The organism is Microcystis aeruginosa NIES-843 (assembly GCF_000010625.1).
Classification (GTDB): domain Bacteria; phylum Cyanobacteriota; class Cyanobacteriia; order Cyanobacteriales; family Microcystaceae; genus Microcystis; species Microcystis aeruginosa.
In genome coordinates this window covers 5,751,154-5,773,476 of record NC_010296.1, presented here as the reverse complement: position 1 = coordinate 5,773,476, position 22,323 = coordinate 5,751,154, and the positions used below count along the sequence as shown (strand labels likewise).

21 protein-coding genes, 1 tRNA gene and 2 pseudogenes are annotated in these 22,323 nt (G+C 44.3%); 11 read left to right on the top strand and 13 right to left on the bottom strand.

Annotation, left to right across the window (positions count from 1 at the left end; translation table 11 throughout):
* Positions 1–71: 71 nt before the first annotated feature.
* The gene (locus MAE_RS27250; protein WP_041804465.1) at positions 72–965 is read left to right on the top strand and encodes a hypothetical protein; all 894 of its coding nucleotides are present in this window, start codon (positions 72–74) and stop codon (positions 963–965) included.
* Positions 966–1,036: 71 nt separating this feature from the next.
* Here MAE_RS27250 and purH read toward each other — a convergent pair whose 3' ends face one another.
* On the bottom strand, positions 1,037–2,572 hold the full coding sequence (purH, locus tag MAE_RS27245; RefSeq protein WP_012268340.1) for a bifunctional phosphoribosylaminoimidazolecarboxamide formyltransferase/IMP cyclohydrolase: 1,536 nt from the start codon (positions 2,570–2,572) through the stop codon (positions 1,037–1,039).
* A 356-nt stretch (positions 2,573–2,928) separates the two neighbouring features.
* Here purH and MAE_RS27240 point away from each other — a divergent pair.
* The 3 genes and pseudogenes from MAE_RS27240 to MAE_RS27230 form a co-directional block, all read left to right on the top strand.
* Positions 2,929–3,354, top strand: a pseudogene (locus MAE_RS27240) (zeta toxin family protein); the annotation flags it as partial.
* 393 nt (positions 3,355–3,747) lie between these two features.
* A complete protein-coding gene (locus MAE_RS27235) occupies positions 3,748–3,933 on the top strand; it encodes a hypothetical protein (protein ID WP_002799309.1) in 186 nt (61 codons plus the stop codon).
* Positions 3,934–4,306: 373 nt separating this feature from the next.
* Positions 4,307–5,047 carry a TIGR02391 family protein gene (locus tag MAE_RS27230; RefSeq protein ID WP_012268337.1) on the top strand — a complete coding sequence of 247 codons (741 nt, stop codon included), beginning with the start codon at positions 4,307–4,309 and terminating at the stop codon, positions 5,045–5,047.
* A gap of 69 nt (positions 5,048–5,116) precedes the next feature.
* Here MAE_RS27230 and MAE_RS31270 read toward each other — a convergent pair.
* The 3 genes from MAE_RS31270 to MAE_RS27210 all read right to left on the bottom strand — a co-directional run bounded on the left by MAE_RS31270 (position 5,117) and on the right by MAE_RS27210 (position 7,309).
* A protein-coding gene (locus tag MAE_RS31270; protein ID WP_125730803.1) for an IS630-like element ISMae25 family transposase occupies positions 5,117–6,294 on the bottom strand; the annotation gives its coding sequence in 2 pieces (ribosomal slippage) (positions 5,117–5,853 and positions 5,853–6,294; 1,179 coding nt in all).
* 33 nt (positions 6,295–6,327) lie between these two features.
* Entirely contained in the window at positions 6,328–7,134 is an 807-nt protein-coding gene (locus tag MAE_RS27215; protein WP_012268336.1) for a TrmH family RNA methyltransferase, read from the bottom strand.
* A gap of 91 nt (positions 7,135–7,225) precedes the next feature.
* Positions 7,226–7,309: transfer RNA gene (locus tag MAE_RS27210), tRNA-Leu, on the bottom strand.
* 191 nt (positions 7,310–7,500) lie between these two features.
* On the opposite strand from MAE_RS27210, the gene murA reads away from it, so the two are divergent.
* On the top strand, positions 7,501–8,808 hold the full coding sequence (gene murA / locus MAE_RS27205) for a UDP-N-acetylglucosamine 1-carboxyvinyltransferase (protein WP_012268335.1): 1,308 nt from the start codon (positions 7,501–7,503) through the stop codon (positions 8,806–8,808).
* A gap of 126 nt (positions 8,809–8,934) precedes the next feature.
* On the opposite strand, the gene MAE_RS27200 is transcribed toward murA, so the two are convergent.
* Entirely contained in the window at positions 8,935–9,537 is a 603-nt protein-coding gene (locus MAE_RS27200; protein ID WP_002797340.1) for a Uma2 family endonuclease, read from the bottom strand.
* A gap of 297 nt (positions 9,538–9,834) precedes the next feature.
* Between MAE_RS27200 and MAE_RS27195 the strand changes: the two genes are divergently transcribed.
* Positions 9,835–10,575: a choice-of-anchor C family PEP-CTERM protein gene (locus MAE_RS27195; protein ID WP_012268334.1), complete on the top strand. Its 741-nt coding sequence runs from the start codon at positions 9,835–9,837 to the stop codon at positions 10,573–10,575.
* Between the two features lie 172 nt (positions 10,576–10,747).
* On the opposite strand, the gene MAE_RS27190 is transcribed toward MAE_RS27195, so the two are convergent.
* The 4 genes from MAE_RS27190 to MAE_RS27175 all read right to left on the bottom strand — a co-directional run bounded on the left by MAE_RS27190 (position 10,748) and on the right by MAE_RS27175 (position 13,627).
* Positions 10,748–11,158, bottom strand: coding sequence for a type II toxin-antitoxin system VapC family toxin (locus MAE_RS27190; protein WP_012268333.1), 411 nt, complete (start codon positions 11,156–11,158; stop codon positions 10,748–10,750).
* Positions 11,155–11,460, bottom strand: coding sequence for a hypothetical protein (locus MAE_RS27185; protein WP_002752790.1), 306 nt, complete (start codon positions 11,458–11,460; stop codon positions 11,155–11,157). Before MAE_RS27185 ends, MAE_RS27190 begins: the two co-directional genes overlap by 4 nt.
* A 143-nt stretch (positions 11,461–11,603) precedes the next feature.
* Positions 11,604–12,563, bottom strand: coding sequence for a hypothetical protein (locus MAE_RS27180; protein ID WP_012268332.1), 960 nt, complete (start codon positions 12,561–12,563; stop codon positions 11,604–11,606).
* Between the two features lie 116 nt (positions 12,564–12,679).
* Positions 12,680–13,627: a hypothetical protein gene (locus MAE_RS27175; RefSeq protein WP_012268331.1), complete on the bottom strand. Its 948-nt coding sequence runs from the start codon at positions 13,625–13,627 to the stop codon at positions 12,680–12,682.
* A 305-nt stretch (positions 13,628–13,932) separates the two neighbouring features.
* On the opposite strand from MAE_RS27175, the pseudogene MAE_RS27170 reads away from it, so the two are divergent.
* The 4 genes and pseudogenes from MAE_RS27170 (at position 13,933) to MAE_RS27155 (ending at position 17,590) form a co-directional block, all read left to right on the top strand.
* A pseudogene (locus tag MAE_RS27170) lies at positions 13,933–15,159 on the top strand (ISL3 family transposase).
* Between the two features lie 228 nt (positions 15,160–15,387).
* Positions 15,388–16,095 carry an SIMPL domain-containing protein gene (locus MAE_RS27165; protein WP_012268328.1) on the top strand — a complete coding sequence of 236 codons (708 nt, stop codon included), beginning with the start codon at positions 15,388–15,390 and terminating at the stop codon, positions 16,093–16,095.
* A 151-nt stretch (positions 16,096–16,246) separates the two neighbouring features.
* Positions 16,247–17,170, top strand: coding sequence for an alpha/beta fold hydrolase (locus MAE_RS27160; protein ID WP_050766332.1), 924 nt, complete (start codon positions 16,247–16,249; stop codon positions 17,168–17,170).
* A 42-nt stretch (positions 17,171–17,212) separates the two neighbouring features.
* A complete protein-coding gene (locus MAE_RS27155; protein WP_041805046.1) occupies positions 17,213–17,590 on the top strand; it encodes a hypothetical protein in 378 nt (125 codons plus the stop codon).
* A 76-nt stretch (positions 17,591–17,666) separates the two neighbouring features.
* Here the strand turns inward: MAE_RS27155 and MAE_RS27150 are convergent, their stop codons facing one another.
* The 4 genes from MAE_RS27150 to MAE_RS27135 form a co-directional block, all read right to left on the bottom strand.
* A complete protein-coding gene (locus MAE_RS27150) occupies positions 17,667–19,082 on the bottom strand; it encodes a cation:proton antiporter (RefSeq protein WP_041804464.1) in 1,416 nt (471 codons plus the stop codon).
* 128 nt (positions 19,083–19,210) lie between these two features.
* On the bottom strand, positions 19,211–19,549 hold the full coding sequence (locus tag MAE_RS27145) for a P-II family nitrogen regulator (protein WP_012268323.1): 339 nt from the start codon (positions 19,547–19,549) through the stop codon (positions 19,211–19,213).
* A 75-nt stretch (positions 19,550–19,624) separates the two neighbouring features.
* Positions 19,625–20,746, bottom strand: a complete 1,122-nt coding sequence (locus MAE_RS27140; protein ID WP_012268322.1) for a sodium-dependent bicarbonate transport family permease — start codon at positions 20,744–20,746, stop codon at positions 19,625–19,627.
* Positions 20,747–20,840: 94 nt separating this feature from the next.
* Entirely contained in the window at positions 20,841–21,134 is a 294-nt protein-coding gene (locus MAE_RS27135; protein ID WP_041804461.1) for a sulfate permease, read from the bottom strand.
* Positions 21,135–21,364: 230 nt separating this feature from the next.
* On the opposite strand from MAE_RS27135, the gene MAE_RS27130 reads away from it, so the two are divergent.
* Complete coding sequence (locus tag MAE_RS27130) at positions 21,365–22,285, top strand: LysR family transcriptional regulator (RefSeq protein ID WP_012268320.1); 921 nt, start codon at positions 21,365–21,367, stop codon at positions 22,283–22,285.
* Positions 22,286–22,323 lie beyond the last annotated feature (38 nt).

The window sequence follows — 22,323 nt, the reverse complement described above, 5'->3', positions numbered from 1 at the left end:
TGGGGAAAATTAGTTAACCCATCATTATAACATATAATTAATTTGCAAGAGTTCTATTGTAGTTAAAATCCATGAAAACCTTTCTCAAAAATATGGCAGCACCTTGGCAAGCAATCCCAGAGATTCTTAAAAACCTTAAGTCTCTGAATAGTTCTTCCTCAAAATATCAAGATATACTAGCAGAGTTACAAATTGATAATTATCTGATAGAAAACTTGCATAAAAACCCAAAATATGATAACCCTAAAAAACTAAACCGCTACGAATTTAAGGTTTTTTCCCAAGCGGGAGAAGATGGCATTATTAGCGAGATTTTTAATCGGATTGGAACCACAAATAAATTCTTTGTGGAATTTGGAGTTGGTAACGGTTTAGAAAATAATAGTGCCTATTTGTTAGTGAAAGGATGGCAAGGTTATTGGATTGAAGGCAGTGAGCGATTTTGTAAAAGTATTCGCCAATCTTTTAAAGATTTAATTGCTAACCAACAATTAACTTTAAAAAATACTTTCATCACTGCCGCAAATATTGAAGACTTGTTTCGAGAGGGCAATGTACCGACAGAATTAGATCTATTATCCATTGATATTGATGGTAATGATTATTGGGTCTGGCAAGCAATTACTAATTATCGTCCCCGGGTGGTAATTCTCGAATATAATGCTATTTATACCCCCGAATCCAGTTGGGTGATGCAGTATAATCCTAGTCACCAATGGAAATATAATAGTCATATGGGATCAAGTTTGAAAGCTTTAGAAAAACTTGGTCATCAACAGGGTTATAAACTGGTGGGTTGTAGTTTTTCGGGAGTAAATGCTTTCTTTGTGCGAGAAGATTTACTTGCAGATCATTTCTGTTCCCCTTTTAGTGCTGAAAATCATTACGAACCCGCGCGCTATTTTCTTTGTTACCAAAAAGCTGGCCATCCTCGCGCTTTTGGTGAATTTAAGACCATTGAATAGGGGAAATTAACCGATAATTAATAACTGGTTGGGGTGCGTTAATTTAAGCAATAACACACCCTAACTTTATATTAATGCAAGAAATGACGAATGCCTGTTAAGACCATAATTAAACCTAACTCATTAGCGGCATTAATTGAATCCTGATCTTTTAAAGAACCTCCGGGTTGAACAATTGCCTCGATACCAAACTGGGCTGCCGTGCGAACAGAATCATCAAAGGGGAAAAAACCATCACTAGCTAAATAGCCACCTTTAGCCGCTTCTGCTGCTTGTTCAAGGGCAATTTTCACCGAACCAACGCGATTCATTTGCCCCGCACCAACGCCTAAAGTAGTTTGATTTTTTGTCACTACAATAGCGTTAGATTTAACGTGCTTAGATACCTTCCAAGCAAACAGCAATTCCGCTAATTGTGCGGGGGTAGGTTGTTTTTCTGTCACCACTCGCCACTCATCCGGGGTTTCTACCACGTCATCGGCCGCTTGTACTAGAAAACCGCCAGCGATAACTTTTACTGTTTGTTTTTCTCCCGTGGTTAAGTCCGGCAGTAATAAAATCCGCACTTTTGACTTTTTAGCGAGGATATCCTGGGCTTCAGGGCTACAATCGGGGGCAACCACGCATTCTAGGAAGGTTTTCGTTAATTCTTTAGCGGTTGCTTCGTCTATGGCTTGATTTAGGGCAACAATACCCCCAAAAGCCGAGATAGCATCGGCGTTAAAAGCTTTAGTATAAGCTTCCACTAAACTACCACCGATCGCCACCCCACAGGGATTAGTGTGTTTCAAGATAGCGGCGGCCGGTTCTTCACTGCCGAATTCGGCGATTAAACGGCGGGCTGCTTCTAAATCGACTAAATTGTTATAACTTAGTTCTTTTCCCTGTAATAAGGTCGCTTTTCCCCAACCTTGAGCCATTGTACCGCTGCCGTACCAAGTGGCACTTTGGTGGGGATTTTCGCCGTAACGCAGGGTTTGCAGGGCATTTCCTGCCAAATTAAAGCGAGTCGTTTCCCCGTTTAAGCTGGCGAAATAGGCAGCGATCGCACCATCGTAGGCATTGGTTAAAGCGAAGGTTTCCCCCGCCATTTTTTGACGGAATTCCAGGGAGATTTCGCCGTTATTTTGCCGTAATTGGCTTAAATACTGCTCGTAATACTTCGGGTTACTGATGACAGTCAAATGGGCGAAATTTTTAGCTGAGGCGCGTAACATCGCCGGACCACCGATATCGATTTGTTCGATCGCCTGAGCGGTGGTAACATCAGGATTAGCGATCGTCTGTTCAAAGGGATAGAGATTAACCACCACCAAATCAAAAGGACGAATTTGATTAGCCTCCATTTCCGCTAAATCTGACTGCCAATCCCGTCTAGCCAAAATACCGCCATGGATGCGAGGATGGAGAGTTTTCACCCTTCCGCCCAAGATTTCAGGAGATCCTGTATATTCTCCCACTTTAATCACGGGAATTCCCGCCGATTGGAGCGTTTTGGCGGTTCCTCCACTGCTAATAATTTCAAAATCAAATTCTTCTGTTAGCTGACGGGCAAAGTCAACTATTCCGGTTTTGTCAGTGACGCTGATCAGCGCTAAACGTCCCATAGTAGTGATCTATAAGCAACAATTTCAGTATATCTCAGTCCTAACCCGTTAAAAATTAAAAAAAGTAGGTTAGTAAATAATCAGCTGCTTCTATATTTTTATCTCTCAAATAGCAACTTATGCCAAGGCAATTTTTCAAGTCCTCCTTGAAAGATTTAGTCTGACTTGTTAAAAAATACAGGATTTTTCAGGGTAACGAATTCGATCGAGATTAGTGAAAACCTCTTGGCAACCGTCATCGCCAAATGTTGTCAGATTACCATCATCTAGGAGAGTAGCCACTTCTGGTAAACTGGTACCACTGGTACTTAGTTCGAGGTTATCTCAAAATAATCTGGAGGACGAGCTTTTCCCTCGTGTCTGACGTTTATCTAATTGGTGGCCCCAATGGTTCCGGGAAAACCACCATCGCTAAAAAACTTTTACCCAACTTTTTAGGCGTTATCGAGTACGTTAACGCCGATGAAATTGCCGCCGGACTCTCACCTTTTAATCCTGAGTCGGTTGCTATCCAAGCAGGACGGTTGATGTTAGAAAGGCTGGTAACACTGAAGTGCCAAGGAATAGATTTTGCCTTTGAAAGCACCCTGGCAGCCCGACATTTTGCCCGTTTTTTGAGAGACTGTCGCAGTTCTGGCTATAGGCTCAATCTTATTTATTTTTGGCTACAAAGTCCAGAATTAGCTTTAGAGAGAGTTCACAGAAGGGTAGCCAGTGGCGGTCATAATATTCCTGAAGATGTGGTTCGTCGTCGTTATGAGCGGGGACGCATTAACCTCATCGGAAATTTTGGGTCTGAAACCCCGCCGTTCTAGGTTGGCTTTACGTTAGAATTAAAAGGCCAGTCTCGAAAACCAAGTGGACGGCGCAGCACCTTGAAAACTAGGCTTAGGGGGTTCCGACCAGAAAAGCTTGGCCGGGTAAAAAGTCGCGCGCAACAAGTACAAGAAGCTATAGGCGGTCAACGTACCGTGGGACACACGGAATCGGGCTTCTGAAATGGGGCGAAAGTCTGTGGACTCTGTGTAAGACAGTACATGGTTTTTTAACTGTGGTATGCGACGGTGGTGGAAGCAGAAACTTAAATCGTGAGGTTTAGGAATCGCCGCACTTTTAGGGCGGCGAGGATGTCAACTATGACTCCTCTATCTGGCAACAAATAACCGAGGCAGCCCATGACTGAGCCAATTCCTGATAAATTATCGGAACGAATCGATACAGGTGTTAGAGTCGCAATCGCAGAAGCAATTGAGAGACACCGCCTCTTAGGAGAGTCTATCAGCATTTTCAAAGATGGCCAAATTGTCACCTTAACAGCCGAGCAAATTCCGCCAAAACTTGCCAAAAAAACGGAAGTGTAAAAAATTGGTTGACTGTATCAAATTTCACTATTCATAGAAACAGTTTCACCTATCCGAGGGATTTATATAGGGCTTGCTGAATAAATGTGAAATATAGACGAGGTAAGGGTTTTAGGGTTCTGTTTTGCTCTCACAGGTGCAAGATTTTGAGAGAATCTTCGTTCAAAACCTTGCGTCTTCATCGGCCCGTGTCCTGTAGGGGCGAAGCATTCGGGCAATAACCTATCGGTGAAACCGTAGATTTTCTATCCGAATGCTTCGCCCGTACTTTTTCAGCAGACCCTATATAGATGTCGGTTTTAGCAAATTCCCGTTACGAAAATCAAAACTACATAGTATAATAGTACTGTTAATTATTTTTGGAGGCGTAAATATGCGTTTAACAGAAAATCAAAAAAACCTTTTGCGATGGATAGTTAAAGAAGTACGGGCTGATCATCTTAAAGAGGACTGTATTTGGTACTACTGTCCGACTGTTAACAGTCATCTTTGGGTAGATTACAATGGTTTTGATAGCCCTCCTTATGTCGAATTCGCAACCTTCGATATATTAGAAGAATATGATTATGTTAAATGGCAAAAAAAAGACTCGAAGTCCGTTCAATACAAGGGCGCTCTAACAGGAAAAGCTTATGAAGCGGTTGATTCTAACTTTGCTGAACCCAATCGCTCGGCTATTCGTCATCTAATTCCCTTGACTGAAGTTGAACATTTAGACTGCGAACTATGGGAGAGAGTCCGTTTTTCTGTGAGTGCGGGTGGAGATAATCCAAAAGCGTGGGATACTGCGATTCGCAATGCGACAGTGATTTTAGAAGACCGCATGAGGAAACTGGGAAAGATTGATAATATTAATCAAAAAGCCACGGGTAATGGTATTGTTAACCTAATTTTTGGAAGCAATAAATCTGTACAAAAAGATAAGCTTCCATCAGAAGAATTAGAGGCATACCGTGATTTATATTCGGGTACAATGAAGATTTTTCGTAATCGTTACGCTCATCGATTCATCGATCCTAAACCAGAGGAGGGTGGAGCAATTATCGTATTCATCGATTTATTGTTGAAGATGCTAGATGATTTAGATTGGGAGACAGAAAACGAAAATACATAAATCTCTAATTCTTGTCTGGTTTAACGGTGGATTACGCTGACGCTAATCCACCCTACTGGACTGTTTCAGCTAATTTGGTGCAATAGATTCTCCCGATTCCTCCTCCTCAAACACAGGATAAAGATGTTTCAGCTTGACCCTAGCATCGCTGGTCGTAAACGTCCATATTACTGTAGATGCAGTCTGATTACGTTCTTTTTGCCAGGTTTCTATCTCCCTTTTCAGTTCTTCCTTGCTAGAAATCCTTCTATCTAAACATTGCCTCGATAAGACGCTTAGTTCAGTTTCGGCTACATTTAACCAGCTACCATTACGAGGTGTGTAATAAATTTCCAGTCTTCTAGCTAAACGATGAGCAACGGGTGCTGGAAATGCTTCATAAAGCGAGGCTATGTTATGAGTGTTGAGATTATCACAGACGAGCTTGACTTTTCGAGCCTTTGGATAGTCCACATCCAATAATTGACGAATTTCTTCTGCCCAATCTATTCGGGTTCGACTATCTCGGTTACTCACCCGTCTCCATCCTCGATGGGGGTCAAAAAACATGAACAAGGCTTGAACCCCTTCACGACTATAGTGATAGTCTTCTTTTTTATCTTGTCCAGGTTGCATGGGTATCGGAGGGTAAACTTCTCCAAGTAGTTGCTTTGATGCTTCATCCATCGCGATTAACGGTTCTTCTTCCGATGGCTGAGTGCCATACAGGTCAAGGACAACTTCCATCTGGGCAACAAATCGGGCTAAATCCTGTTCCGGAATACAGTATCTTTGGGTTTTCCAAGGGCGTAATTGGTTTTTTTTAGAGTACGCCACACCGTTGGACTGGAAATCTCGGTGATAATTTGTCTTTGTTTGAGTTCCGAGGTTAATAGTCGGATTGTCCACTCGGCTCGGCCAGATGGTGGCTCCGAACAGCACAGGGCAATGATTTGGGCGGCGGCGGCTCCATCAACTTTTGCCGGAGTGGGGGGAGTTTTTCTCGATTTCCGTTCTAATGCTGGTTTTTCGCCTTTTTGAAGAAATCTTTGACGAATACGTCCCACTGTATTTCTATGAACTTCTAAAGCTTCGCCTATTTCTTCATCTGTCCATTTCCTTTTCGCCTGTTCTCCCTCGTCACACATCAGCAAAATCCGAGCGTGGAGAATTTTTTTAGCTGGTGCATAGCCATTACGACTGATTTGTTCGAGGTTTTCTCTTTGTTCCCCTGTTAGATTGACTTTATCTCGCCGACCTCTTCCCATGATTGATGTCCTCTGCTTGTTCGAGCTATTGCCCTATTTTAGCTGAAACAGTCCACTACTGTAGGATAATTGTCTTCTAGCTTCGTAGAGGATGACAGCAGTAGCGATCGCAACATTTAAAGATTCCACACCACCAAAGAGGGGAATTTTCACCGTTTCATCGGCTAAAGCCGCTAATTGGGGTGATAAACCGGCTCCTTCATTGCCTAATAATATTAAAGTCGGACGGGTAAAATCAATCTCCCAGTGGCTTTTGGTGGCTGTGGGTAAAGTCGCAATCGCTTTTACCCCCTGTGCTTGATATTTTTTCACCAAAGCCGATAAATCCGATTCTACCACCAGGGGCGATCGAAACCATTCCCCAGCCGAACTGCGGATCACTTTGGGGTTATCGATTTCGACGCTATCAAGACTTAACCAGATACCCTGTACCTCTGTAGCCACAGCAGTGCGAATAATAGTGCCGAGATTACCCGGATCCTGCAATCTTTCCAAAACTAAGCCCAATTGTAGCGGATTTTGGGGGACTGGATGAAGGTGATCACGGGCAATAGTGGCAATCACACCATCGGGGTTAACCGTGGTTGCTAGGGAAGCGAGGACTTCCGGGGAAACTATCTCGACTCGTTTCGCTTGATTTTGAAACTTCTCCGCTAATTCTGCCTGTCTTTGCTGCCACTTTTCAGTATAACAAACCGTCTCTAGGGAACAATTCAGGGCTAAAGCCGTCTCTAGTAAGTGGGTTCCCTCAATTAAGGACAAATTCTGCTCCTGTCGCTCTCTAGTGCGGTGTAGCTTGCGAATTTGCTTGATTAAAGGGTTTTGAACACTGCTAATCATAGCCGTTACAGGAGAGCGATCGAGATTATAGCCAATCGGATTTTTCACCCCGCTAGGGCTACCCTAAACAACTGCGTCTTGAGGGAGATAATGCGGAACTCGGGACTTGAACCCGAAAGTCTTTGCAGACACTAGAACCTGAATCTAGCGCGTCTACCAATTCCGCCAGTTCCGCATTTTTCTTTCACAATCTTTTATTATACTATCGGACAATCCATAAGTCAAGATAGTTCAGATAATTAAGACAAAAATCGCTTTTCGGGGTAGAATCACCAATAATTTCCTCAAAAATCTGATAAAATGCAGTGTCATTTTGCCGAAGCTCTCCTTAGCCAAGACTGCCAACCAAGATAAATGAATCATCCTATGACCATCGATACCGAGCATCCCTATTTAGAAATTCAAGGTCGTCACTCTCTCAAGGGTGAAGTCAAGATCAGTGGTGCCAAAAATGCCGCTCTAGTGATTATGGCGGGGGCTTTACTCTGCTCCGACGAGTGCCAGATTAGTAATGTACCTGCCCTGGCCGATATCGAGCGGATGAGTCAAATTCTCTCGGCTTTGGGCGTGCAAGTCCGTCGCACCGGAGATAGACTAGAGATTGATGGCAGAGACCTCCAACAAGCTCAAGCACCCTACGATCTCGTCTCCCAGTTGCGAGCCAGTTTTTTCGCCATCGGACCGATTTTAGCCCGTTTAGGAGAAGCAAAAGTTCCCCTCCCCGGCGGCTGCGCCATTGGGGCCAGACCAGTAGATCTGCACGTTAGAGGCCTACAGTCAATGGGTGCAGATGTATTAATCGATGGCGGCATGGTACACGCCCGCGTTAAGGGTAATGGTCGTCTGAAAGGGGCGAATATTTATCTGGATTATCCCAGTGTGGGAGCGACGGAAACCCTAATGATGGCGGCGACTTTAGCGTTCGGGGAAACCATTCTCGGTAATGCGGCCCAGGAGCCGGAGGTGATTGATTTAGCCAATTTTTGTGTTTCCATGGGGGCAAAAATTCGCGGTGCCGGGACCAATACAATTGTCATCGAGGGAGTTTCCCGTCTGCACAGTACCGATTACAGTATCATTCCCGATCGCATTGAAGCGGGGACTTTACTGATAGCCGGGGCAATTACCCGCTCAGAAATTAGTCTTTATCCCGTGATTCCCAGCCATTTAGCTTCGGTAATTGCCAAACTGCACGAAATCGGTCCGGAAGTGGTGGAAGATGGTCCCAATCGTCTCCGGATTATCCCTAGAGACTTAAAAGCCACCGATATCGAAACCCTGCCCTATCCCGGTTTTCCCACAGATATGCAGGCCCAATTTATGGCTCTGTTAACTTTAACCGAGGGCAGTAGCGTGGTTAATGAGACGGTTTTTGAAAATCGTCTGCGTCATGTGGCCGAATTAAAGCGTCTGGGAGCAGATATCAAGGTCAAAGGAAATGTGGCTTTAGTGCGCGGTGTGCCTTTCCTCTCCGGGGCTCCGGTGATGGCCACGGATCTACGCGCTTCGGCAGCTTTGGTGGTAGCAGGATTGGCAGCCCGGGGGACTACTATTGTGCAGGGACTCCATCACCTCGATCGAGGTTACGATAATTTAGAGGGTAAATTAAGAGCATTAGGGGCAAATTTACGCCGGGTTGATCCTTTAGCCTTAGAATTGGCTACCCTGACCTAATCTTAAGAGGATGATTAGTTATCGCTGTTCTATCAGTGTTGAGGATTCCCGTGAGCAACAATATAGAACAGCGTTAATCGTGCTTAGTTGTTCTATATTGACGGAACCTTTCATCAGCGATCGCATTTACCAAATCTTAGCCATTACTAATACAAACCCCGGCAATTCTGGATCACCACTAATGGTTTCAGGAGCATTTAAAATCTCCGGTTCTTGATGGGGACGATAAATATAGACTTGGCGATTTTGGCGATCGATTAACCAACCCAATAAAGTACCATTGGCAATATATTCCTCCATCTTTTTCTGCAAACTGGATACCGTATCACTAGCAGAACGTAATTCAATCACAAAATCGGGACAGATAGGGGCAAAAGAGGCTTTTTGTTTTTCTGTTAAAGCATTCCAGCGTTCTAATTTAATCCAAGCAGCATCCGGTGAACGAGTCGCACCATTGGGCAGCGTAAAACCCGCACTGGAATCAAACCCAAGCCCCGTTCCATCTAGTTCTGACCAGTTCCCCAGTTGCAGAGCTATATTAAAATTGCGATTACCCGTATCTGAAAAAGCAGGAGGCATAACGATCACTTCTCCACTAGCACTGCGTTCAATGCGTAAATCTCGATTGGCTAAACAAAATTCATAAAACTGCTCCTCCGTCATCGGCATAATCCAAGGAAGATCAATCATCAAAGGAGCCGAGGTCGCTTGCACAAGTAGTGTCGTCATATTTTCGCCCTACTCAAGAATTACACGAATTAACAACTGAATGCCCTTCAATCTTAACTTAGCTCTTGTCAACGGCATTATTGACTACTAAAAGATAGAAGGCGATCGCTCTTAACCTTGCTAAAGAAGCCTGACGAAGAGGAATGTAAATATTTATAAAAATGTAGCTTAGAATACAGTTCGGGGGGGGAATGTGTATTGTTTTGCTATCTCCTTTTGGGGTTGGGTTGGGTTGTTGCTTGACCTGGCTGCGAGGGAGGCGATCGCATTTAAAACAAAATTGTTGGGGGAAGTATAATGGAACTTAAGTCATGTTCTCAAGTAACCACTATAGCTCTTGGAATAAGCAGTTCGATTCTCTTTACTGTTAGTTTTGTATCACCTGCTTCAGCAGTTAATCTGATTATCAATGGTTCTTTTGAAGAAGGAGATTATGACTCTAATGTTGTAGATCCTAATTTTGCACGACTAAGTCAGGGAAGTTCTGCTCTTACAGGATGGACAATAGGTGGTGCAGGCGTTGATTGGCACAACAGTAATGACATGAAATTTCCAATCGAGGGAGATTTAATTATAGATTTAAATCTTGATGGGGGAAGTAGTGGAACTTTATCTCAAACTTTTTCTACAATTATTGGACAATTCTATACTTTAAGTTTCTCTCTAGCGGGACCAGACTTGAGTGCGACTAATCCTTCTTTTCCTAATCCTCGTCAAGTTAGTGTTCAAGTTGCAGCAGTTAACCAAATTTTTTCAACATCCGCATCTGACCACTTAGATCTTCAATGGCAACTACACGAATTAAGTTTTCAAGCCACTGGTAATCAGACAACTCTAACATTCTCAAGTCTTGACAACTCAGGATTTTGGGGTCCAGCTTTAGATAATGTCACTGTGGTGAGTAATGCTGAATCAGTCCCCGAACCCTCCTCCATCCTAAGCATACTAGCCCTCGGCACACTCGGCGCAGCCTCAACCCTCAAGCGCCAATTCAAATCATCCAAATCGACAGAAAAAGAAACCACAAAAGTCTCCTAATACCATCAATAAATCCGACAATTCCCCTTCATTAATTGGAGGGGTTTTTATCAGTTGTCATACTAAATCCGTTGAGTAACGCACAGAAAACGGGTTTCTCGGAGAAACCCGTTTTCTATTTGGGGATAGTTTTTCCTAGCTTAGGGGGATTGAAAGTTTAATTTTCCCTCTGTTATTCAAATAGAATTATGAAACCCTCTTGCTGAAAATGATTGTCGTGAGTTAACACTTGACTGATTTTTAAGCGCTGCATGACCGTCATTGAAATACAATCTGTCAGGCTATATTCTTTGTCTGGACGGCGGCGGTATAACTCGAAGCCTTGCAGAAATGATTCTCGGTTTTGCGGAATGACTTGAAGGCGGGGATTCTGGAGCAGATCATCGATAAATTCGACAGTACGCCGCTTCCGATTTGCTCCCCGGACTGACATAAAATTCAGTAGCTCTACCAAAACTTCATCCGTCGTCACAAGTTTAACGTTTTTGAGACTGGACGTAACTTCTCTGGCTCGTTGATGCCAATTATCTTGGGGATTGATTAAAGCAACCCAGTAGAAAGTGTCGGCAAAAATTTGTTTCATTGCCTTTTCTTGGGACTCCCATAAAGATAATGGTCATGTTCTTCTGCACCGTCAGATGGAAGTGGCTCAAGTTCTTCTTCAGGGAAGTTCAGATTCAACCTATCAACTATCTTTAAAATTGATTCTCCAGTCTCCTCTTGAGATATATCAGAAGCCATCAGATGAGTTTCCAGGGCATCTTTCAGTCGATTTAAAACGCCTTCTAGAGAGCTATCCTGGTAATCAATTGCTGCTAATTCAGGAGATTTGAGTGAATATCCGTCGGGATTCTTGGAGATGACAATGCTGATTTGATTGACCATAATCCTTCCTATCTCAGGCTAATCAAGAATTGGGACTTCTTTAGTCTAGCAAAATAAGCAGGACATTTAAGGTTCTTCAGGATTTGGAAATGATTGTTCATCGGGAATTTTAATTGTCTGTTTTTGAGATTGGGACTGAAAGTTTAATTTTCCCTGAATCTTTCTAACAGTTCTGAGCGAGATAAATTAGCCAGAGAAAGAAGTAACCCGGTGCGTTCCGAGATAGGAAGTTGGGCAATCTGTTCCACCAGACCAGATAATTCTGCATCTAGGGGGCCAAACCGTCCTTCCAGAAGACTGGTTATCAGCGATAGTTGTCCTTCTAAACTGCCTCGTTGTATCCCTTCTTGTATCCCTTCTTGTATCCCTTCTTGTTTCCACTCTTCTCGTTGTTGTAAATAAGCTGGTGATAGGTTCATAATGTCCTCCTGTTCTTCGGCACTTAAATTATCTCTTAATTCCAAACTCTTGCGCCAGTTGGCCAGAATTTCCAGTAAATTCTCTTGGAAAGGATTACCTTCAGGCAATTGCACTAATTCTTCTACTGCTCGTTTCTGTGTCCCTCCTTTCCCTAGCACCCTCAACCATAAAGTCTCCTCATTGACTGGTAATTGATGGATGGCGACGATTCCTGTTTTGAACAGGCTAGGGGAAAAATAAACTCCTTTTCCCCACTCCTCTTTCATCCCCTCTTCTGGTAGGAATGAAGGGGGGATTCCCACGACTTCTTCAATCATTCTCCCCGAAAAAGTAGGCGTTAAAATCCAGAGAACTGGTAGTTCAGCTTCGGTTAGAGTTTTGTTTGTCCGTTTCGCCTTCCTCAAGACCTCGCCATGAACCGCATATAACTTTGAGATGCAACTGCGAATCTCTACCTCGGAGGGTGGGTTACGGAAAGGTTCAAATAAGCAGCAAGTCGCCGCCATTTTACCGAGTAACCCCAAGGGTAATTCAGTCCTTGATGCTGAACTGGCTGGTTCAAACCAGACATCGATTTCTTGGACTTCACTCTTGACTTTCTTGCTCTTTTTAATCGTCCCTAGAGACGCTAAGAGTTCTTCTAAATATTCCTTGGCAAATTGGTCGTGAATTTGGCGAGTCATTGCAGGGGATAATTAATCCGAGAAAGTGCATTAACAATCTTGTTAGATCATAGCAAGTTTTGAGAATTTATCGAAGGGAATTTTAATTGTCTGTTTTTGAGATTGGGATTGAAAGTTTAATTTTCCCTGAATCTTTCTAACAGTTCTGAGCGAGATAAATTGGCCAGAGAAAGAAGTAACCCGGTGCGTTCCGAGATGGGAAGTTGGGCAATCTGTCCCACCAGACCAGATAATTCTGCATCTAGGGGGCCAAACCGTCCTTCCAGAAGACTGGTTATGAGGGAATACCGTTCTTCTAAACTGCCTCGTTGTATCCCTTCTTGTATCCCTTCTTGTTTCCACTCTTCTCGTTGTTGTAAATAAGCTGGTGATAGGTTCATAATGTCCTCCTGTTCTTCGGCACTTAAATTATCTCTTAATTCCAAACTCTTGCGCCAGTTGGCCAGAATTTCCAGTAAATTCTCTTGGAAAGGATTACCTTCAGGCAATTGCACTAATTCTTCTACTGCTCGTTTCTGTGTCCCTCCTTTCCCTAGCACCCTCAACCATAAAGTCTCCTCATTGACTGGTAATTGATGGATGGCGACGATTCCTGTTTTGAACAGGCTAGGGGAAAAATAAACTCCTTTTCCCCACTCCTCTTTCATCCCCTCTTCTGGTAGGAATGAAGGGGGGATTCCCACGACTTCTTCAATCATTCTCCCCGAAAAAGTAGGCGTTAAAATCCAGAGAACTGGTAGTTCAGCTTCGGTTAGAGTTTTGTTTGTCCGTTTCGCCTTCCTCAAGACCTCGCCATGAACCGCATATAACTTTGAGATGCAACTGCGAATCTCTACCTCGGAGGGTGGGTTACGGAAAGGTTCAAATAAGCAGCAAGTCGCCGCCATTTTACCGAGTAACCCCAAGGGTAATTCAGTCCTTGATGCTGAACTGGCTGGTTCAAACCAGACATCGATTTCTTGGACTTCACTCTTGACTTTCTTGCTCTTTTTAATCGTCCCTAGAGACGCTAAGAGTTCTTCTAAATATTCCTTGGCAAATTGGTCGTGAATTTGGCGAGTCATTGCAGGGGATAATTAATCCGAGAAAGTGCATTAACAATCTTGTTAGATCATAGCAAGTTTTGAGAATTTATCTTTTTAATCAACAGCACCAGTGTGCGAACCAATCGGATCTCTTATTCTTTGTGTAACAAGTTTAAATTGGCTCTTCCGAACTTGTCATGTAAAATTAAAGAAAAAACAGACAATTATTGCTGATCAATAAAACAATAATTTATCTTTAAAAGCTGACTATGCTTGCAATACAGCAATTTATTGGTTAAAATATAGACAGCCAAGACCAGCAATTTTAGACACAAGCTATACTTATGCCATCAAATCCACAATTAAAGTTAATGACCGAGCTACTTCACCTAGAAGGAGTTGTCGTTACCAATTATCAAATTATTACCGATATAGGAATTGTTTTACATTTAGAAAATATGTCAAGAGAAAGCCAGTGCATTCATTGTGGAAGTAAAACGGAAAAAGTTCATCAAAACAATGAATTAACAATCCGAGATTTACCCTTTGGAGAACAGGCATTATATCTGAGAATCAATCGTCGTCAGATGAGATGCGAGAAATGTGGGAAAAAATTCACAGAAGAACTAAATTATTTGCCGAAGAAAAGAACCTACACAGACAGATTTAGAAAAAAAATAGTGGCCGAAGTCCTGAATAGTGATCTCAAAAATACGGCAGAAAGAAATGGAGTAAGCGAACAAGAAATAGAGACGATGCTCAAAGACTTAGGAGAAGAGTTAATAACCGCAAAACCTCAAGGGCTAAAAAAACTAGGAATAGATGAAATAGCCATGATAAAGGGAAAAGGAAATTACTATGCTGTGTTAGTAAATATAGACACAGGAAAAATTATAGGCTTAGGGGAAAAAAGAACAGAAGAAGCATTAACAGAATATCTAAAACACTGGGAAGAAGAGGTTTTGAGCCAAATAGAGGAAGTAAGTATAGACCTGTGGATAGGGTATAAAAATGTCGCAGAAAAACTAATGCCTTAAGCTCAAATAGTAGGGGATAGATTCCAGGTAATGAAACAAGTAAATAACGAGCTAGATGAAGCAAGAAAGGAGGTAAAAAGAGAGGCAGCTAAGATAAAAAATAAGAAAAATAAAGAAAATATCTTAGCAGGAATAGCCAAGAGCAAATATGCCTTATTAAAGAATAAAGGAGACTTAGTAGAGAAAGAAAGGAAAAAATTGGAAGAAGTATATAAAGTGTCTCCAAAACTTGGGGAAATGCACAAATTAAAAGAGGAATTTAGAGAAGTATTTGAGAAAAATACGGAGGGGAATGAGGGATTATTTGCCTTGAGTGATTGGCTCAAAAAGGCGATGGCTTACTTTCCTAAAAGCTGCCAGACAATGAGGCGGTGGATTGACGAAATAACTGCCTATTTTGATAACCGAACAACCCAGGGAACAGTTGAAGGAATTAATAATAAACTTAAGGTGATTAAAAGGAGAGGCTATGGATTTAGAAACTTTAAAAACTTTAGTCTTAGATGTTTATTAAATTGGCATTTTGCTAGTTGATTTTACATGGTAAGTTCGGAAGAACCTTTAACTTATATAATAGCGATCGGTCTTTGTGTTCTTTGTGTCTCTGTGGTTCTTCACACTCATTGCTTAAAGGCCCCTTCTCAAGTTCCCAGAGCTTAGTCACCAATATTGCGAAAGTGACAGAAAAGAGATAATCTTGCGATCAATTGCCCAAAATAAAGGCTAGAATCGAAATATAGTATCGATTGCTACGGATTTTTCATGAATTACAAAAAATTTTGCTGGGCCTTTTTGCTGTCCCTTATCCTCATCAACACTGGATTAGTTATGCCTAGTTACGCAGACGCAAGAGAATTGAGGACAATTACCGTGACGGGAGAAGGAATAGAAAATATCGCCACTTCTCAAGCAATAGTGCGCTTAGGGGTAGAAGTTCAAGGCAAAGAAGCGGGTAAAGTACAGAGGGAAACCGCCACTCGTAGCGATGCGGTGGTTAAATTTCTCCGTTCCCGTCAAGTGGAAAAATTGGAAACCACCGGCATTAGTTTACAGCCCAATTACGACTTCAGCAACAATCAAAGACGTTTAATCGGTTATATCGGGGCTAATTTGATTAGTTTTCAGGTTGATATAGCCCAAGCGGGGGTTTTAATCGATGAAGCGGTAAAAGTCGGGGCAACACGCATCGATGGGGTAAGTTTTACTGCTGGGGAATCAGCGATCGCAGCTGGCCAGAGAAGCGCTCTCATCAAAGCCACAGAACAAGCTAGAGAACAAGCCACAATCGTGTTACAGGCCCTTGGTTTAGTGCCAAAAGAAACGGTTTCTATCCAAGTGGGTAATACCAGTAATCCCGTGCCAATCGCCCGCTCAGAAGCGGTTTTTCGGAGTGCCGATGCTGCCAGTAGCCCGGTTATCGGAGGGGAACAAACCCTGCGCGCTGCTGTCACCCTCGAAATTAGCTATTAACATAACCTTTAGCTATCAGTTAAGCTGTACTGCATTTAAACTGTCTATTGAGTATTTTAGTACAAATGCTCAAACTCTCTCTCCTCGCTCTCCTGCTCATAGACAGTCCTAACGAGTAATTTAGATAGTCAACAGCTTAAAATCAGCACCGATGCTCGGAAAATCTAGAAAACTTTCGCCCTTATCCGTGAATTATCCTAACTTTTTACCCACTGTTAGGGAGGGATTGAGTGAAGATACCTCCCTTGCTCTCCTCGAAAATATCCAACAAATTGCCATCGATAGCCCCATCTATCCTCGATCGATTCTAACCACCTATAGTCAACAAGGGCAAGGTCAACCGCCTTTTGTCCTCCTGCACGGTTTTGATAGTTCCCTGCTGGAATTTCGGCGTTTACTACCTTTACTCGCCCAAAATAGGGAAACTTGGGCGATAGATCTACTCGGCTTCGGTTTTACTGAGCGATACCCAGATTTAGAAGTATCTCCGAAAACTATTAAAAGCCATCTTTACCATTTCTGGAGAACTGCGATCGCCGAACCGATAATTTTAGTCGGTGCTTCCATGGGGGGTGCAGTGGCCCTCGATTTTGCCCTCTCCTACCCGGAAATAGTGGCGAAATTAGTCCTCATTGACAGCGCAGGACTAGCTAATCCCCCAGTTTTGGGTAAATTGATGTTTTCGCCCCTCGATAAGTGGGCAACTAATTTTTTAGCCAATCCCCGCGTGCGTCAAAATATCAGTCGTACTGCCTATTTCGATCCAACTTTGGCTAGTGTTGATGCTTGCACCTGTGCTAGTCTGCACCTGAATTGTCCCCACTGGAGTGAGGCTTTAATCTCCTTTACCAAAAGTGGCGGTTATGGGTCATTTTTGCCGCAATTAAGCCAAATAGACCGAGAAACTCTGATTATTTGGGGAGAAAACGATCAAATTTTAGGCACAAAAGACGCGAAGAAATTTCAGCAGGCTTTACCTAATAATCAACTGGTCTGGATTCCTCGCTGTGGTCATGTTCCCCACCTCGAAAAACCGGAACTTACCGCAGCCGCGATAGTTAAATTTGCGAGCTAAGAACTTATAATGGGATTATTTGACCCTATAGTGCCAACTTTTATGAAATTTTTGCCGATCGCTCTCGCTGCATTCAGCCTTCTGAGTTTATCTGTCAATATTCCTGCTACTGTGGCCACACAACAGCTTTTTTGTCAAGGCCGCATGAATAACGGTTGGTCCTATTCGGCAGAATTTCTCAATGGACGTTTTGAACGCATTCGCTGGACGCGTTCCGGTCAACCTCCCCAAGTTTCTAGCCTTAGCTTTAAAAATACTAACAACAAAGGACAACCGATTTATCGTGGCAGTTTATTCGCCGCAGTCAGTGTGACCCTGATAGACTTATCGAAAGGAGATGTCCGTCCCGGTTCGCAAATTTCCGTGGGAGTGGAAGAATGGGGTTGGTCGCGGGGAAACTGCGCTCTTTCTAACCGATAAATCCCGGAACTATCGTCGACAAAAAAGGCTGAAGTATTTTCAGCCTCGTCTAAAAAATCAGATTTTACCCGCAAAATTAAGTAATAGGATTAGCTGGCTCCTTGCCTTCCAGGGTTTCGGGAACAGCTTCCGTCTTACCAAAAGCGACTCTGAGGAAGGGAGGAGCGAGGAAAGTGGTCAGGATCACCATAATAATAATCGACACCTCCAAAGGCTTATCCAAAATTCCGCTGGCCGAACCAATCCCGGCAAAAACTAGACCCACCTCACCCCGGGGAATCATACCCACACCGATGGCGAGACGATTGATTCCAGATAGGCCAAAAACTGCCCAGCCCGTCACCAGTTTACCGATAATCGCCACAACCATCAAAAAGACAGCGATCAAAAGTCCGGCCCGATTCTCCGGTACCGTTGGGTTTAAAACACCGAGGTCGGCACGCGCTCCCACCGTCACAAAGAAAATCGGCACAAGCAAATCGGCGATCGGTTTAATTAACTCATCCAACTCGTTGCGGGTATCAGTTTCATCAAGCACCAAACCCGCAGCAAAAGCCCCTAAAATTGCTTCAAGATGAATAGCGTTACCCAAAAATGCCATAAAGAAAGCGAAGACAAATGCGGGAATAACAATATTTCCCCGCGTTTTCAGCCGCTCCACGATCGCCACAAAACTTTTGTTAAAAATACCTCCCAACAAAATTGATCCGATCAAAAAGGCCGTAGCGCTGACAATCAGATAAATAACATTGGTCACATCAATCTCACCGGTTTTGGCTAAACTAGCGACCACAGCCAGAACAATAATACCGAGGACATCATCGATCACCGCCGCGCCGACAATAATTTGCCCTTCTTTGGATTTGAGTTGACCTAACTCTGACAACACCTTCGAGGTAATACCGATACTGGTTGCCGTCAAGGCTGCCCCCGCAAAAATCGCCGGGATAGCCGCCACATGAAAGACGAGCATTAACCCGGCCGTACCTGCCGCAAAAGGTGCCGCCACCCCCACACAGGCCACCACCGTGGCTTGAATTCCCACTTCCTTGAGTTGTCGCAGATCCGATTCCAGGCCAATTTCAAACAGCAGAATAATCACACCGATTTCAGCTAGAACCGAAATCACTTCACTTTGGGACTCAAAGATCCGCTCTACGGCAGCCGGGGCCAATTGATTCAAACCTTGCAGTACCGTCATAATCAGCGAGTCGGAGGCCGATAGTCCCCCTTCGGGAAAGATGAGCAGATGCAGTGCCGAAACGCCGACGATCACACCGGCGACCAGTTCTCCCAGTACGGGCGGAAAATCCAATCGTCTGGCGGCCTCCGCGCCGAGCTTGCTGGCCAGATAAATCACCACCAGCGTCAGCAATACCCCGGAGAGAATAATCGGTGAATCCTCGGCCACAACGGTGGCGAGCAAGGGGAGCGGAGTCATGGGAGCCGCTATCTCCCCGATCGAAGGAGGCAGAATATGGGACAAAATCATGAGTTTAAGGGGATGAGGGTTAAAGGTGTTAGGTGGTCATAAAACTGGGGGATAGGAAAAAGGGCCACCGCTCAAGGACAGTCAAGCTGGGGATGCGGTGGCCCTAGAGTGCCGGAGTCATGGTCCGGTTAGATATCACAGCCCTCTGGTCCACAGAAACTCTGTCCGTACAGAACCTCCGCATCACAGAGATAGATCATGCCCGCAAAATTGAGGAAAAACTGATCGGCCACCTGCTTGGCAATATTCTGGGCCATAATTCGATCGGGGGTAAGTATCTCGAACTTAACATTACTGTCGGTTTCGGAAACGTGGGGTTGTCCCGACGAGCGCACGTTGCGACTGCCTTTACCGCCAGTATCCATCACCGTGTAACCACTCGCCCCGCATTCTTCGATGATCTTGGCGACTTTTTTCAGCAAAATCTTTTCTGTGACGATGACGAGCTTTTTGGCTGGTTTGGCCATGTTGATTATCTCCTTAAATGTGTACATTTATTTGCTTGGTAAGCCCCGTCAAGGGAGCGCCCACCGACCACAATCCTAGCCGCCGCTGAGGGCCTGGGCGAGACCAACGAAGAAGGGTATGCACAAGCCGATCGCTACGGGCGTACCGATGGCCGTGGACGCACCTATATAGGCGGAGGGATTAGCCGAGGGGATACCGGCCCGCAACGTGGGCGGCCCAGAGATGTCGGAACTAGAGGAAGCGATGACGGCCAGCATGACCACACCGCCCCAACTGAAACCGGTGGCGTAGTGGGCAATCATGCCGAGACCGAAGGCGATTAGCCCATGTACAAACGGTGCTATGACGCTATAGACGACATACCACTGGGCTACCTTACGCAGTTCACCCACCCGTGACCAAGCCTCCATCCCCATGACTAGCATCAAGACCGAAAGCAAGCCGCGAAAGAGGGGATCGTAGAAGCTTTTATAGACACTTTCCGGCTGGGTGAATATGCCCAAAGCCAAACCTAATAACATGGCCGATAGGGCCGGTCCGCGCAGGCTTTCCTCAATGATCGGCCAGATCTTGACCCGATTATCCGCCGGCTGCTGCTGGCTGAGATACTCCTGCCGACTGCTGGGATAATCCTGCTGATCGGAATAATTCCCAGCCGCCACCGGCTGCTTGCTAAAAGACTCTTGGTCGTAGGCCGCTTCTTTCTGCTTCTTCTTGTTAAGATAAATGTTAGCCACCACGATCGCCGTTACCAGCGCCGGGATATCCATAAAGGGATAGAGTGCGCCGGCCCAGGCCTCGTAGGGGATCTTTTGTTCTTCGAGTACCGTCAGACCGGCTGCCATAGTCGAGCCACTCACGGCTCCAAATAACCCCCCAGTTGCGATCGCATCGACCACTTTCACCTTGGGCAGATTGGCTAAGGTATAGCGCGCGACGAAGACCACAATAATCCCTACTATGACGGCAAAGATCATTGGTAATACCATTTCCGTCAGGTTGGAATTGCGGATGGCAATCCCGCCGGTCAGACCGATTTTGGTCAGCAGCATGAAGACGATGATCGTACAAATCGACTCTGGAATGACCAATTCACTCCCGAGAGCAGCAATGATCATCCCACCAATCAAAAAGGCCAGTGTTGGCGACTGCAACTGCTGGATAAAGTCCATGACAAACAATGAGAAAAAATCCACGAATACCTCCTTAAGCCTCCCCTGATGAGGAGTATTGAATATAAACGAACTAAATCAACCTTCAAAAGCTGAAAGAGAGTAAGAGTAAGGCCCTTTACCCCTTAAGCAAACCTGTTGCGGGCAGAACTTTGGACAACGTCAAGTCCGCGGGTAAGCCTAAGTCGGGATTTTTGGCGGTTAAACTGGCCCCGATCGCACCAGCCCCAGAAGCTACCCCGAAAGCGAGAGCTAGAGGGAGAGAAACGATGGCAGCTGTTAGACCACCGAATATATCGCCCCGCAAATTGTCAAAATGAATACGATGGGTTATTTGCATGAGAATCCAACTGAGCAAAGGATTTTTTGCCACAACAAAGCCGGCGGTTGACAGACCAGCCTTGATAGACAAAACTTTATGGTTTTTAAAGATCGATTGTTATAAATCTATACTAGAACGGATATCTTGACAAGCAAATTTTTGTAAATTGAGTTTAAATCGATATATCTTTACAAAAGTATTGATTTAAACCTATGATATAAGCAGTGTGGGAAGTTTTCTCCCGTTCCCCTCCATTCCTGCTTCTGTTTAGCAAAGCTCCTCAAGGCAGTAACAGAAGTGTAGCGCTCTAGAGGCTTCTCTTGATTCAAGCCACTTTACATCAACTGATCGTCTTTGAAGCGACGGCTCGTCATGGCAGTTTCACCAGGGCTGCCGAAGAACTATCGATCACCCAACCCACGGTTTCCACCCAGATGAAACAACTGACTAAAGCAGTGGGTCTGCCCCTATTTGAACAGATAGGCAAACGTTTGTATTTAACCGAGGCAGGACGCGGTTTATTAGTAACCTGTCAGGCAGTCCTCAAGGATATTGATAACTTTGAGATGGCGATCGCTGCTATCAAGGGCATTAAACAGGGTAAACTGCGTTTAGCGGCGGTATCCACAGCCCAATATTTAATCCCTCAGATCCTAGGTCCTTTTTGTCAACAGTACCAAGGGGTAGATGTGTCCCTAGAATTGACCAATCACCAAGAGCTAGAAGCAAGGATAATCAATAATGTTGATGACCTATATATTTTAAGCGAACCCCCCGAAGATCTAAACCTGGAGATTCGACCGTTTCTGGAAAATCCCCTTGTCGTTATTGCCCGCAAAGATCACCCCCTAGCGGGACAGAAAAAAATTCCGATTAAACGGCTGCAAGGGGAACCTTTTATCATGCGGGAAATGGGATCGGGAATTAGACGGGCAGTGCAGCAAATTTTTCTCGACCATGGCATCACTGTATCTTTGCGTTTGGAAATCGGCAATAATGAAGCCATTAAACAAGCGGTCGCCGGTGGTTTAGGAATTTCGGTTCTGTCTCAGCACGTCTTAAATTTAGATCATCCCAATGGGGAATTTACCATCCTTGACGTGGAAGATTTTCCCATCCAACGCCATTGGTATGTGGTTTATCCCAAGGATAAAAAACTATCGGTAATCGCCAAGACTTTTCTTGATTATCTCCTCAATATTCAGCCCCAATCCCTCTTAAAAGTCAAAATTTCTGGATAAAAAACCCCATCTTGAACAAAGATGGGGTAAGGTAAAAA

Bases quoted from the DNA above. Each gene is read 5' to 3' on its own strand.
- MAE_RS27145 (WP_012268323.1), bottom strand. From the start codon at position 19,549: ATGGCCAAACCAGCCAAAAAGCTCGTCATCGTCACAGAAAAGATTTTG.
- MAE_RS27185 (WP_002752790.1), bottom strand. From the start codon at position 11,460: ATGGTCAATCAAATCAGCATTGTCATCTCCAAGAATCCCGACGGATAT.
- MAE_RS27175 (WP_012268331.1), bottom strand. From the start codon at position 13,627: ATGACTCGCCAAATTCACGACCAATTTGCCAAGGAATATTTAGAAGAA.
- MAE_RS27215 (WP_012268336.1), bottom strand. From the start codon at position 7,134: ATGATTAGCAGTGTTCAAAACCCTTTAATCAAGCAAATTCGCAAGCTA.
- MAE_RS27235 (WP_002799309.1), top strand. From the start codon at position 3,748: ATGACTGAGCCAATTCCTGATAAATTATCGGAACGAATCGATACAGGT.
- purH (WP_012268340.1), bottom strand. From the start codon at position 2,572: ATGGGACGTTTAGCGCTGATCAGCGTCACTGACAAAACCGGAATAGTT.
- MAE_RS27160 (WP_050766332.1), top strand. From the start codon at position 16,247: ATGCTCGGAAAATCTAGAAAACTTTCGCCCTTATCCGTGAATTATCCT.
- MAE_RS27200 (WP_002797340.1), bottom strand. From the start codon at position 9,537: ATGACGACACTACTTGTGCAAGCGACCTCGGCTCCTTTGATGATTGAT.
- MAE_RS27150 (WP_041804464.1), bottom strand. From the start codon at position 19,082: ATGATTTTGTCCCATATTCTGCCTCCTTCGATCGGGGAGATAGCGGCT.
- MAE_RS27180 (WP_012268332.1), bottom strand. From the start codon at position 12,563: ATGACTCGCCAAATTCACGACCAATTTGCCAAGGAATATTTAGAAGAA.
- MAE_RS27155 (WP_041805046.1), top strand. From the start codon at position 17,213: ATGAAATTTTTGCCGATCGCTCTCGCTGCATTCAGCCTTCTGAGTTTA.
- MAE_RS27190 (WP_012268333.1), bottom strand. From the start codon at position 11,158: ATGAAACAAATTTTTGCCGACACTTTCTACTGGGTTGCTTTAATCAAT.
- MAE_RS27195 (WP_012268334.1), top strand. From the start codon at position 9,835: ATGGAACTTAAGTCATGTTCTCAAGTAACCACTATAGCTCTTGGAATA.
- MAE_RS27230 (WP_012268337.1), top strand. From the start codon at position 4,307: ATGCGTTTAACAGAAAATCAAAAAAACCTTTTGCGATGGATAGTTAAA.
- murA (WP_012268335.1), top strand. From the start codon at position 7,501: ATGACCATCGATACCGAGCATCCCTATTTAGAAATTCAAGGTCGTCAC.
- MAE_RS27250 (WP_041804465.1), top strand. From the start codon at position 72: ATGAAAACCTTTCTCAAAAATATGGCAGCACCTTGGCAAGCAATCCCA.
- MAE_RS27165 (WP_012268328.1), top strand. From the start codon at position 15,388: ATGAATTACAAAAAATTTTGCTGGGCCTTTTTGCTGTCCCTTATCCTC.